The 11,326-nt window shown below is 72.5% G+C and carries 12 protein-coding genes; 8 read left to right on the forward strand and 4 right to left on the reverse strand.

The genetic code is table 11. The features are described 5' to 3' along the window. Nucleotides 1–14: 14 nt before the first annotated feature. Entirely contained in the window at nucleotides 15–491 is a 477-nt protein-coding gene (locus ACIRL2_RS14500; RefSeq protein WP_402232244.1) for a GNAT family N-acetyltransferase, read from the forward strand. Nucleotides 492–583: 92 nt separating this feature from the next. Here ACIRL2_RS14500 and ACIRL2_RS14505 read toward each other — a convergent pair whose 3' ends face one another. Beyond that, entirely contained in the window at nucleotides 584–988 is a 405-nt protein-coding gene (locus ACIRL2_RS14505) for a PPOX class F420-dependent oxidoreductase (protein WP_395865665.1), read from the reverse strand. A gap of 114 nt (nucleotides 989–1,102) precedes the next feature. On the opposite strand from ACIRL2_RS14505, the gene ACIRL2_RS14510 reads away from it, so the two are divergent. Continuing rightward, nucleotides 1,103–1,633 (forward strand): GNAT family N-acetyltransferase, encoded by a 531-nt coding sequence (locus ACIRL2_RS14510; protein ID WP_395865667.1) that lies wholly within the window; start codon nucleotides 1,103–1,105, stop codon nucleotides 1,631–1,633. Here ACIRL2_RS14510 and ACIRL2_RS14515 read toward each other — a convergent pair. Then, on the reverse strand, nucleotides 1,602–2,273 hold the full coding sequence (locus ACIRL2_RS14515; RefSeq protein ID WP_395865669.1) for an SDR family oxidoreductase: 672 nt from the start codon (nucleotides 2,271–2,273) through the stop codon (nucleotides 1,602–1,604). The genes ACIRL2_RS14510 and ACIRL2_RS14515 overlap by 32 nt on opposite strands. Before the next feature lie 331 nt (nucleotides 2,274–2,604). Here ACIRL2_RS14515 and ACIRL2_RS14520 point away from each other — a divergent pair, with 331 nt between their 5' ends. Further along, nucleotides 2,605–3,927: a hypothetical protein gene (locus ACIRL2_RS14520; protein ID WP_395865671.1), complete on the forward strand. Its 1,323-nt coding sequence runs from the start codon at nucleotides 2,605–2,607 to the stop codon at nucleotides 3,925–3,927. A gap of 119 nt (nucleotides 3,928–4,046) precedes the next feature. Here the strand turns inward: ACIRL2_RS14520 and ACIRL2_RS14525 are convergent, their stop codons facing one another. Continuing rightward, on the reverse strand, nucleotides 4,047–4,505 hold the full coding sequence (locus tag ACIRL2_RS14525) for a flavodoxin family protein (RefSeq protein ID WP_395865673.1): 459 nt from the start codon (nucleotides 4,503–4,505) through the stop codon (nucleotides 4,047–4,049). 321 nt (nucleotides 4,506–4,826) lie between these two features. Between ACIRL2_RS14525 and ACIRL2_RS14530 the strand changes: the two genes are divergently transcribed. From ACIRL2_RS14530 to ACIRL2_RS14550, 5 genes are all read left to right on the forward strand, one after another. After that, the gene (locus ACIRL2_RS14530; protein ID WP_395865675.1) at nucleotides 4,827–5,177 is read left to right on the forward strand and encodes a hypothetical protein; all 351 of its coding nucleotides are present in this window, start codon (nucleotides 4,827–4,829) and stop codon (nucleotides 5,175–5,177) included. Nucleotides 5,178–5,200: 23 nt separating this feature from the next. Then, nucleotides 5,201–5,395: a DUF2304 domain-containing protein gene (locus ACIRL2_RS14535; RefSeq protein WP_395865676.1), complete on the forward strand. Its 195-nt coding sequence runs from the start codon at nucleotides 5,201–5,203 to the stop codon at nucleotides 5,393–5,395. A 98-nt stretch (nucleotides 5,396–5,493) separates the two neighbouring features. Continuing rightward, nucleotides 5,494–7,074, forward strand: coding sequence for a hypothetical protein (locus ACIRL2_RS14540; RefSeq protein WP_395865678.1), 1,581 nt, complete (start codon nucleotides 5,494–5,496; stop codon nucleotides 7,072–7,074). 199 nt (nucleotides 7,075–7,273) lie between these two features. Then, nucleotides 7,274–9,793, forward strand: coding sequence for a SpoIIE family protein phosphatase (locus ACIRL2_RS14545; protein ID WP_402232249.1), 2,520 nt, complete (start codon nucleotides 7,274–7,276; stop codon nucleotides 9,791–9,793). 351 nt (nucleotides 9,794–10,144) lie between these two features. Next, nucleotides 10,145–10,519 carry an RNA polymerase-binding protein RbpA gene (locus ACIRL2_RS14550; RefSeq protein ID WP_395865681.1) on the forward strand — a complete coding sequence of 125 codons (375 nt, stop codon included), beginning with the start codon at nucleotides 10,145–10,147 and terminating at the stop codon, nucleotides 10,517–10,519. 150 nt (nucleotides 10,520–10,669) lie between these two features. Here the strand turns inward: ACIRL2_RS14550 and ACIRL2_RS14555 are convergent, their stop codons facing one another. Further along, nucleotides 10,670–11,230: an FxsA family protein gene (locus ACIRL2_RS14555; protein WP_395865683.1), complete on the reverse strand. Its 561-nt coding sequence runs from the start codon at nucleotides 11,228–11,230 to the stop codon at nucleotides 10,670–10,672. Nucleotides 11,231–11,326: the final 96 nt, after the last annotated feature.

Below are 11,326 nucleotides of genomic sequence, written 5' to 3' on the forward strand. Positions count from 1 at the left end.
CTACGTTGGGCGTCATGAACGACATCGAAATCCGGCCGGCGGGCCGGGACGACATCTCGGCCATCGTGGGTCTGCTCGTCGACGACGCCCTCGGCTCGGGGCGGGACTCGCAGGAGGACCTGACGCCGTACCTGGCGGCCTTCGAGCGGGTGACGGCCGATCCGAACCAGGAACTGGTCGTGATGACCCGACCGGACCCGGCGACGGGTGAGCGGACGGTGATCGGCACGCTCCAGTTGACCATCATTCCGGGCCTGTCCCAGCGCGGGACCACGCGGGCCTTGGTGGAGGCGGTACGCATCGCCGGCAGCGAGCGCGGCGGCGGCCTGGGCACGATCCTGATGCACTGGACCATCGACCGTGCCCGCGAACGCGGTGCGACGCTGGTCCAGCTCACCTCCAACGGCACCCGCGAGAACGCCCACCGCTTCTACCGCAACCTCGGCTTCACCGACTCGCACGTGGGCTTCAAGCTCACCCTTCGACCGTAGAACCGCCCACCGCGCGACCGTCGACCCGCAACACCTCGGCGGGCACCGCCCGGCGACGGCCCGATCGGTGCTCCCGGGGCGGGACCTCGGTCCTACTCCCGCTCGCCCAACTCGATCCGGACGCCGATCGTCCCGGCCGCCCCGCGCCGCAGTCGGCTGCCGAACAGGGTCAACCGCCCGATCACCCCGAACCTGCGCCGAATCAGTCCCCGATACCGCTCGGTCCCGGCGGCGTCCAGCAGCGAGGCGTGTCCCGGCACGGCCGCGCCCCGCGGGTTCCCGCGCGCGTCGCACGCCGCGACGGTGACCTTCCCGTCGTTGCGGATGCGCTTGACCTTGCCGGAGTCCCGCGCCGTCCACACCCCGAGCGCGGCGCCGTCGCGGACCACCCACACGGGCGTGGCCACCGCGCGCCCGTCCCGGCGGAACGTGGTCAACAGGACGTACTTGCCGGCCGCGAGGCGATCGAGGTCCTCGGGCACCCGGGGCGAAGTCATGCGCGCGAGTCCAGGGCGCGTACGCGGCGCGGACGCGGCGCACACGAAGCGGTCGTCAAGATCGTCCGCGACCCGATCTGCCCGGCGCCCGGCCCCGGGTGGGACGATGATCGGATGTCGCGCACATCGGAGGAAACCCGCGTCCAGGTCCGCCCCGCGACCGAGGCCGACGGTACGAGTCTTGCCGAGATCGACCACCTCACGTGGTCCCCCGACGTCACCCCCGCGCCGCGCTGGGCGGCGGACAAGGTCTTCTTCCGCAGCGCCGAGCACGTGCGCGACACCCTGGTCGCCCACGAGGGCGACCTCGTCGTGGGCTACGTGCTGCTGGAGCGCTCCACACTGTGCCCGGCCTCCGGCCACGTGCAGATCGTCAACGGGCTCGCGGTGCATCCCGACCATCAGGGCCGCCGGGTCGGCCGACTGCTGCTCGCGGCCGCCGAGGCCCGGGCGCGCCGACGCGGGGCCCGGCGGATCACCCTGCGGGTGCTCGGTGGCAACGCCTCCGCGCGGGCGCTGTACCTGGCCTGCGGCTACCGGATCGAGGGCGTGCTGGAGGGCGAGTTCCTGCTCGGCGGACGTTATGTCGACGACGTGCTGATGGCGCTGGACCTCACGGGCGAGGCTTCGCCGCCGCGTACTTGACCGCCTCGGCGACCGGCACGTCGCCGCCGACCACCTCCAGGGTCTTGCCGATCGTGCCGGGCTCGTCGAGCAGTTCGGCCACGATGGCCGCCACGTCGTCGCGGCGGATCGCTCCCCGACCTTCGCGTTCGGACAGCGCGATCAGCCCGGTGCCGGGGTCGTCGGTGAGCCGCCCCGGGCGCAGCACGGTCAGATCGAGCGCGCCGCGCGAGCGCAGGTCCTCGTCGGCCTCGCCCTTGGCCTTGAGGTAGAGGGCGAAGTCCGGGTCGGTGTCGGCGGGCGGGCGGGTCGAGGCGCCCATCGAGGACACCATCACGTAGCGCCGTACGCCCGCGTCCTCGGCCGCGTCGGCCAGCAGCACCGCGCCGCCGTAGTCGACCGTCATCGTGCGCTCCCGGGTGCCGGCCGCCCCGGCGCCCGCCGCGAACACCACCGCGTCCGCGCCGACCAGGTGCTCGACCACCTCCTCGACCGGCGCCCGTTCCAGGTCGCACACCACCGGCTCGGCCCCGGCCGCGACCAGGTCGTTCGCGTGGTCGGGGTTGCGAATGAACCCGACCACCGTGTGTCCGCGATCGGCGAGCAGCCGCTCCAGCCGAAGTGCGATCTTTCCGTGTCCACCCGCGATGACAATACGCATGTATCCGACCGTAAGGTCACGAACCAGGACATGCGCCGGCCTGGCCACGCGACACGATCAGGTTCCACTGTTCGGCTGCGCACCACCGATCGACACGATCGAAGGCGCCCGCCACCGACGCTCGCGCCGGCCGCCGCCGGCCCGAGGCGCCCGGCTTGCGACACTCCGCCGGCACCCTCCCGACGAACCCGCCCACCGTCCCCCATTTGCCGTAACCTGCCCTATCGCTTCCCCGCACGATCGGGCGGATTTCGCCCTTTGCCCTCCCTCGCGACCCGCAGCCGTTCTATCGTCGCCCCGTTCGGTGTCACCCGTACGGAAGGGGCCGGTCGTGACCCGAGGAGGCATCGGTGCGGCGCGCGTCGGCAAGGCGCTGGGGCTCGTCCCCCGTCAGGTCCGCCTCGCCGCCCGTACCGGACTGCTCGCACAACACCAGGACGGCACCTTCGACGCCGACGCGGTCGCCCGCGCCGCAGCCGACCCCGTCCCCTTCCTCACCGCGCTGCGCCGCGAAGAGCCGCTGACCGCCACCGAGGCCGCGCACCGCCTCGGCATCAGCCGGGAGTGCTTCCGCCGGATCGCACCGGCCGCCGGGCTGCCCGTCGTCGACCGGGTGCGGGTCCTGCGCTACGGCCGCGAGTCGGAGGTGCGCTACTACCGCACCGCCGACGTGGACACCCTGCCCCCGCACATCGCCGCCGACCGCGAACTGCGCGAGGCGGCCCGCCGGGTGGCCCGTTCGCTGGCCGCGAGCAAGGCCGCCGCCACCCGGGCGCACAACCGCGAGCGCGCCCACAACGCGCGCCGGTATCTCGCGACCCTGGCCCCCGACCGGCAGACCGACCCGGCCGACGTGATCGCCTTCGCGTGCGCGCTGGCCCGGCTGCACGGCACCGCGCCCGCCCGGCTGCGCAGGTTCATGGGCGACCCGCGTGTGCGCGACATCGCCGAGATCGGCGCCCAGTGCCGTTACAAGCCGGGCGAGATCGCCGACCTGCTCGCCGCCGCCACCCCGCGCGCGATCACCGCGCTGCGTTCGCTCGCCCGGCCGCATCGGGTGTGGGCGACGCTGGGCGTGCCGGCCGAGGACATCGCGCACCGCGTCCCGTCCATCGACCAGCACGTCAGCGCCGACCTGCTGCACGTACTGGCCACCGACCCACCGAACTGGCTGCTGGAACTGCACGCGGACCGCGAACTCGAACACGCCTGCGCCGCGGTCACCCGCTGGCTGGATCGCGAGTGGCATGCCCAGCAGCGGCGCGCCGAGGCGGTCTGCCGCGCCGCCGAGGCGGTGATCGACCACCTCACCGACGATGCCGTCGCCGAACTCTTCGGGCTGCCCGTGGAGTTGGTCCTGGACCTGCGTCCGCGCAGCAACAAGTGGACCACCGCCTACGTCGAGGAGCTCCTGCACACGCGCCCGCTGTGGCTGCGCAGCCAGGCGCTGGCCCGCGCCGAGATCGCGCGCCGCGCCACCGCGCGCGCCCGTCGGGAGGCCGCCCGCACCCAGCGCCGCCTCGGCTGGCGGCGCACCTGGGCCCGGGCCCTGTCCATCCCGCTGGAGGCCGTCCCCGACACGGTCGAGCGACCCACCGCCTCCGCCCTGGAGACCGCCCGGACCCACCCGCCGCACTGGGCCCGCCCGAACTGACACCCCCCGGCGTACGGGGACCCGAGCGGCCGTCACTCGGGGCGGGCGCGAGGGCGGTACCCGCCTCTCCCGCCGGCCGGCGCGAGCCCCGGACCACCACGAGCCCGCCCGGACCCGCGTCAGTTCGCGTCCATCAGTTCCGCCGCCACCACAGCGCCCAGTTCGGTGCACGCGGCCAGCGCGTCGCGCGTGACCGGCCCGGCCAGTTCCACCGGCGGGCGGACCCGCTTCCACTGCAATCCGCCGGCCGCCGACTCGACCGAGCGCACCGCGCCGGTGGTGTCGCTGCCGCCGTGCACGTACAGCCCGTACGGTCGGCGCACCGTCTCGTGCAGGCACGGGTAATAGGCGCCGTCGAAGAAGTGTTTCAAAGCGCCGGACATGTAGCCCAGGTTCGCGGGGGTGCCGAGCAGGTAGCCGTCCGCCTCCAGCACCTCGACCGGCGAGCAGGTCAGCGCGGCCCGGACCCGGACCTCGACGCCCTCGATCTCGGGGTCGCGGGCGCCGGCGAGGGTCGCCTCCAGCATCTCGGCGAGCGTCGGCGAGGGCGTGTGGTGCACCACGAGCAGGATGGCCATGGCCTCACGCTGCCAGAACCGGGCCGGAGCCGAAACGACCCGCCCACCGACCGCCACTCCGATGGGTGAGTTCGTCGGGAAATCGACATCACGTCGATCGTGCCGCGACGCCGCCCCGTCGGCCGCCGGCGGGTCGCGACCCGCGATCCCACCTGGGCAAACAGGTTCATCACGTCACCCATGCGAGTGGACCCTCGGGAAAATCGTGGCGATTCCACCCGTTTGATGCTTTGACAGATGTGCACCATTTGTAACGATAAGAGCACTTTGAGTACTGCACCGATAGGCCGACCGGCCGGCACCTCGGGGAGAAGCACCCACATGCGCCTGATCCACAAGCGACTGCTGCCCGACCCCCGCGGCACGTCCCCCACCGACCCGAATCCCGAAGCCGGCCCCACCCCCGTCCCCGACCAAGCCCCCGCCCCGGCCGCCCCCGCGGCGCCCACCCTCGTCTCGGTCGTCCGCCGCACCCTGGCCCCCGCCACCCGCGCCGGCACCCCGCAATCGCGCACCTTCCACACCGTGTACGCGATCGCCACCCTCCCCCTGGTGATCGCCCTCCATGCCGCCCTCTGGGCGTTGTCCACCCCCGGGCGCCTCGGCGCCACCGTCCTGATCCTGTACGGCCTCGGCCGCACCGGGATCCTCACCCCGCACCTCACACACTGAGTGCACCGCCCGAAGGAGCACCCATGGTTCTGTCCATCTCCGGCGTCCTGTTGCTCGGCGTCATCGCCTACGTCTTCTTCCGCAAGGACGGGCTGAGAATCCCGCACGCCCTCGTCTGCGCCCTCTTCGGCTTCTACCTGGCCGGCAGTTCGATCGCCCCACACATCACCGCGAGCGGCAACAGCATCGCCAACCTGCTCAGCGGCCTCAATTTCTGACCGCGCCCGTCCCCCACCGCAGCAAGGCCCCAGGCCCCGGCTCGTCCCCCCGAACCGGGGCCTCCCGCCTACCCGTACCAACCCCTCACGGAGACCGCATGTCCCCCGGCCCCAAGTCCCTCGTCACCATCGCCCAGCGCGCCAAGGAGGGCATCGGCAACACCCGCACGCGCGCCCAGCGCATCCACCACCACACCCGCGACACGTTCTCGCCCGTGTTCACCCTCAGCCGAGGGCTGAACCGACAACTCGCGTGGGCGCGCGCGTGGTGGAAGAGCGCTTCGGCGGACAAGCGCAAGGCCGGTGTCGCCGGTGTCGCCGGTGTGTTGCTCGCTCTCTACTTCCTGCCCTACGCCCCGCTGATCGCACTGCTGCTGATCCTGGCCGGCGCCGCCTGGCTCGGCCGCGCGGAGAAACCGCCCGCCGAGCCCGCCCCCGACCCCACCGACGTCAAACTCCAGGCCGTCTACAACGGCCTCGTGCCCTATCTCGCCGACGACCACGACCCGGCCCGCCTCTTCCACCCCGGCGGCCCGTACCAGAACGCCTTCCGGCACTGGGAACTCGACGGTGACCGGATCACCCGCCTCGAACTGACCTACAGCCCGTACTTCACCGACGACGACCCCACCGCCCGGGCCCGAATCGAACGTGTGCTCCAGGCCAAGACCGGCCGCGGCCGCGAGTACCTCTACGACTGGGACACCGAGAACAACCACCTCACCGTCGCCGCGCTGCCCCCGCTGCCCTCGGCCGTGCCCGCGCAACACTTCATCACCGCGCCGAGCGAGATCCTGCTCGGCGTCACCGACGCCGGCAGCACCAACCGCCGCGTCCCGATCCGCGTGGACGACACCATCCGGCAACTCCCGCCGGTCATCTGGCGCACCGGCCACCGCAGCACCGACCCGCACCTGCTCGCCGTCGCCGCCCCCGGCGCGGGCAAGTCCAACCTGCTGCGCACCATCGCCCTCCAGGCCGCCCGCGACGGCGACATCGTGATCATCGACGGCAGCGGCTCCGGCGACTACGCCTGCCTGGCCGGTCGCCGCAACATCCTGCGGATCGAGACCGGCTACCACGGCGCGCTGGAGATGCTGACCTGGCTGCGGCACGAGACCGAACGCCGGATCGCCGCCGTCACCCACGCCAAGCAATACGGCACCGCGGTACCGGACAACGCGCGCCGACCGCTGTGGCTGATCCTCGACGAGATCACCGAACTCAGCGATCTCGCCGCCGGACAGGGCAGCACCGACCCGCAGGAACTGCTCGACCTCCCGCTGCGCCTGGGCCGCGCCGCACACGTCGGGGTGATCACCAGCGCCCGGCCCACCCACCTGGACCGACTGCGCCCCGCGCTGATCGCCGACACGCACACCCGCGTCGTGCTGGGCCCGCTGGACCCGGAGACCACGTACACCGTCCTGGGCGCCGCCCCCGGCGTCTCCGGCGGCGAGAGCATGCCCCCCGGCCGCGGCTACATCCGGATCGGCAACGGCCCCGTGGTGCGCATCCAGATCCCGCACACCCCCGACCCGCTGGAGGAGGACACCCCCGAGGCCGAGCGCGAGCGCCTGCTCGCCCTGCTCCCCCGGCACACCGACACCCTGCCCGTCGACGCGCCCGCGATCTCGCTCGCCAAGGCCCCCGAACGCGAGCCCGAGCCCACCGGCTGACCCCGGGCGCGGCACCGCGCCGACCCGCGCCGACTCGCGCCGACCCGGCGTCCATCCTCGCGAAGGCCCCCCGAGCAGCCGCGCTCGGGGGGCCTCGACGCATGGTCACGTCACCACCAAATACCCAAAACGCACCACTCCGCCCGCACCCTCGCGCCATGATGGGGGCCCGCACCCCCACGGAGGACGTGGACGCCCAGTGTTCGACCTCGCCAACTTCACCGTCAGCGACATGGTCGTGTGCAGCTCCGAACTGCGCCAGGTCACCGCCGATTCGGCCACCACCGAGGACGCGGCCCGCGCGATCGTGCGACACCTGCGCACCACCTTCCGCGACCCGCTCACCGGGCAACCCCAACTCGTCCTCGCCCGCCTGTTCCAGACCATGCCCTGGCGCAACCTCACCCCCGACCTGGAACAGTGCGCGCTGCGCCGGCAGCCCGGCCTCACGCCGCACCCCGACCTGCGCTGCCTGACCCTGCTGGCCACCACCGGCGACCACCCGGACTGGCGTGACCGCACCCGCTCGCGGCACCACCAGGTGGTCGCCTTCCCCAGCGCCGAGGCGGTCCGCCGGGCGCCGATGATCAGCGCCATGCTCGAGCAACTCGGGGTCACCGCCGAGGAGATCGTGGCCGGGCCGCTGCCCACCGACAACGAGTGGGACCGGCACGACATCCACCACATCCCGGACGCGCTCACCAGCAGCGCCGTCCCGGACAAGGAGTTCATCCGGGCGAGCGGGATAGAATCCGTGGTCGGCTACGCCGGCAAGCTCCCCGACGGCGAACTGTTCACCGTGCTGATGTTCACCCGCGTCCACGTTCCGGCCCGGATCGCCGAACTCTTCCGCACCGTCGCGGTGTCCACCCGCCTGGCCCTGCTCCCGCTCAACACCGCGCCCCTGTTCGCCGGCGGCCCCGGCCGGCCCACCCCCACCACGCACGTCGCCGCCGCCCGCCTGGACGCCCTGGAACAACTCCTGGCCGCCCACGAGGGCACCACCGCGCAACAGGCCCTGGTCGCCGAGGACGCCCGCGACCGGGTCCGCTCGCAGCAGGAGCAACTCGCCCACAAACAGCGCCGACTCGACCAGGAGACCCGGATCGTCGAGACGCTCTACCGCGTCGGCCAGAAACTCACCCGCGAGCTCAATCTCGAACGCCTCGTGCAAGCCGCCACCGACGCCGCCACCTCGGTGATCGCCGCCGAGCACGGCATCTTCCGCTACATCGACTACGACACCGGCGGCGTCGCGGACACCCGCTACGCCGTCACCAGCCCCGACCCCACGCTGATCGACCGCCTGCCCCGACCGCGACCCTCCCTCGCCGCGCGCAGCCGACCGCAGACCACCGCCGCCCCGCCGGCCACAGTGCGCCGCGGCGACCTCACCGAAGACCCCGCCGCCACAAACCTGTTGCCCTACCGGGTGAGCCCCGACGGACAGCCCCCCGTACGCAGCCTGCTGACCATCCCGGTCACCACCGCGACCGGCGAGGACCTGGGCGCCTTCTCCTTCTGCCATACCCGGGCCGACGTGTTCACCGAACGCGACGAACAACTCGCCCTGGGCATCGCCGCGCAGGCGGCCACCGCGATCGAGAACGCCCGGCTGTTCCGCAGCGTGCGCGACACCGCCGTCGAACTCCAGCGCAGCCTGCTCCCGCAGGTCCCGCCCGACCTGGACGAACTCAACATCGCCTTCCGCTACCTGCCCGGCGCCAAGGGCCAACAGGTGGGCGGCGACTGGTTCGACGTGATCCCGCTGTCCGCCGGCCGAATCGCCCTGGTGGTCGGCGACGTGATGGGTCGAGGTCTGCAGGCCGCCGCCGTGATGGGCCAACTCCGGGCCGCGGTACGGGCGTATTCGGTGATGGACCTGCCGCCCGCGCAGGTCATGCGGCATCTCAACCGGCTGGTGACCGGGCTCGGCGGCGAAGACCAGATCATCACGTGCGTGTACGCCGTCTACGACCCCGGCGACGCCACCATCCACTGGTCCAACGCCGGCCACCTGCCACCGGCCCTGATCGGCGCCGACGGCAAGGTCGAACTCCTGGAGGACGACCTGGGCGTACCGCTCGGCCTGGACGGCACCGCGTTCGAGGACGCGGTGGTCGGCTTCGACACCGGCGACCAACTGCTCCTGTACACCGACGGCCTAGTCGAATCGCACGACGCCTCGCTCACCGACCGCCTGCAGGAACTCACCAAGCACATCGACAGCACCACCGGCGGCGCCTACAACGTCGCCGACGTCGCCGACCTGCTCGCCAAGACCATGCTCACCGGCCAGGAACCCGACGACGTCGCGCTGCTGCTGGTCCGTGCCCGACACAGCGTCGAGCGCACCGCCGGCCTCGACCTGCCGCCCACGCCGCGCTCCGCGCGCGAGGCCCGCGACTTCGTCCGCGCCACGCTGGGCCGCTGGGAGCTGGCCGAGCACAGCGACACCACCTGCTCGGTGGTCACCGAACTCGTCTCCAACGCCGCCGAGCACGCCCGCACCCCGATGGAGCTCAGGCTCCGGCACCACCCGGGCCGGCTGATCGTCGAGGTGGTCGACCACGACGGCCGACTGCCCAAGGAGATCGCCTCTCCCGGCCACGACGAGCGGCACCGGGGGTTGTGCATCGTGGCCGGCCTGACCACCGACTGGGGCGTGCGTCCCACCGACACCGGGAAGATCGTCTGGGCCGAGATCCGCGATCGTTGAGGCCCACCACGGCCCCGGTCGGCGAACCCACCCGCCACGCCCCTACCACCCGCACCGGGCGCGGTCGCCCGACACCGGCCGCTCGGGTCGGCGCGCATTCGCTGTGCGTGGCGGCGCGCGTTCCGGGCAGGCGTACCCTCGGCGACCCCGGGCCGTTCAGGCGAGTTTTATGTCACTTTCCACCGTCGATGTGGTGAATCATCCGTTTTCGGGTAGCTACTCACCGTCACGGCCCCCGATCGCCCCCTCCGCCCCCTCGGTCGGGAATCTTCGGGGCCCGTCACGCGTTCTGCAATCGGACGAGACAGCAAGACCTGTCGATGTGGGTTGACAAGCCAGGAGGCACGATTCATGAGTGAGCGAGCTCTCCGCGGCACACGCCTTGGCGCCACCAGCTACGAGACCGATCGCGGTATCGATCTGGCGCCGCGTCGCACCGTGGAATACGACTGCCCCCGGGGGCACCGCTTCGAGATGCCGTTCTCCGTCGAGGCGGAGATCCCTTCGACGTGGGAGTGCCGCAGCTGCGGTGCCATCGCGCAGTTGGTGGATGGCGCGCCGCCGGAGGAGAAGAAGAACAAGGCCACACGTACGCACTGGGACATGCTCATGGAGCGGCGTACCCGGGAAGAGCTGGAAGAGGTCCTCGCCGAGCGCCTCGCCGTACTGCGGTCGGGTGGGATCAATCTCCACCACGATCCGCGCAACAACCGCAAGAGCGCCTGAGCGAGCACCGCGCGAGCCCGCTCCGGGCGCGTGCGGATCCCGTCGACAGGTGGCACCGACGCCCGGGGCGCCGACGATCTCACGATCGTGGCGCCCCGGGCGTCGTGCTGTCTGCGAACGCCGCCCTCGAGGTCGCGGGGCCCCGAAGCCTCAGGGCAGTTCGCGCGGCGGCGCCGGCGGGTCGTCGTCGCGGCGCTCGTCCGGATCGATCACCTCGCCGCGCACGATCTTGCCGTCCGGGCGGTGGATCCGGGCGTCCCGCACCGCGCCCGAGAACCTCGGACTGTTGGCCACCTTCGCGGCCACCACTGTGCCGATCAGGCGCCGGATCAGCGGCCGGGTGAACGGCAGCACACACAGCAGGCCCAGTGCGTCGGTGATGAACCCGGGGATGATCAGCAGGATGCCGCCGAGGATGACCACGCCCGCGTCGGCGGCGGCCTTGGTCGCCTCCTTGCCCTGGGCCGCGAGCACGGTCGGGTCGCTCTGGCTCTGGCGCTGGGCCTGTTCACCGAGCTCGCGCAGCCGGGTCAGCACCCGGCGGCCCTCGTAGCGGATCACCAGTGAGCCCAGCGCGACGCCGGCCAGGATCAGCAGGAACGTCCGGCCCGCGCCGATCTCGCTGCCGACCAGACTGATCACGTAGATCTCGGCCAGTGGCAGGGCGACGATCGGCAGGAGCGTGGCCGCTCGGCGCAGCGGGGTGCTCACGCGATCACTTCCTCGGCGAGGTGGTACCGGTGGTGCCGGTAGTGCTCGAGGTGTCGGCGGCCTCGGCGGTGTCGGGAGATCCGGCGGATTCGGCGG

The sequence above is a fragment of the Embleya sp. NPDC127516 genome (assembly GCF_044765325.1).
Lineage (GTDB): Bacteria > Actinomycetota > Actinomycetes > Streptomycetales > Streptomycetaceae > Embleya.

Excerpts from the sequence above, each read along its gene's own strand:
- ACIRL2_RS14525 (WP_395865673.1), bottom strand. The coding sequence starts at position 4,505 with ATGGCCATCCTGCTCGTGGTGCACCACACGCCCTCGCCGACGCTCGCC.
- ACIRL2_RS14550 (WP_395865681.1), top strand. The coding sequence starts at position 10,145 with ATGAGTGAGCGAGCTCTCCGCGGCACACGCCTTGGCGCCACCAGCTAC.
- ACIRL2_RS14530 (WP_395865675.1), top strand. The coding sequence starts at position 4,827 with ATGCGCCTGATCCACAAGCGACTGCTGCCCGACCCCCGCGGCACGTCC.
- ACIRL2_RS14505 (WP_395865665.1), bottom strand. The coding sequence starts at position 988 with ATGACTTCGCCCCGGGTGCCCGAGGACCTCGATCGCCTCGCGGCCGGC.
- ACIRL2_RS14535 (WP_395865676.1), top strand. The coding sequence starts at position 5,201 with ATGGTTCTGTCCATCTCCGGCGTCCTGTTGCTCGGCGTCATCGCCTAC.
- ACIRL2_RS14540 (WP_395865678.1), top strand. The coding sequence starts at position 5,494 with ATGTCCCCCGGCCCCAAGTCCCTCGTCACCATCGCCCAGCGCGCCAAG.
- ACIRL2_RS14515 (WP_395865669.1), bottom strand. The coding sequence starts at position 2,273 with ATGCGTATTGTCATCGCGGGTGGACACGGAAAGATCGCACTTCGGCTG.
- ACIRL2_RS14500 (WP_402232244.1), top strand. The coding sequence starts at position 15 with ATGAACGACATCGAAATCCGGCCGGCGGGCCGGGACGACATCTCGGCC.
- ACIRL2_RS14510 (WP_395865667.1), top strand. The coding sequence starts at position 1,103 with ATGTCGCGCACATCGGAGGAAACCCGCGTCCAGGTCCGCCCCGCGACC.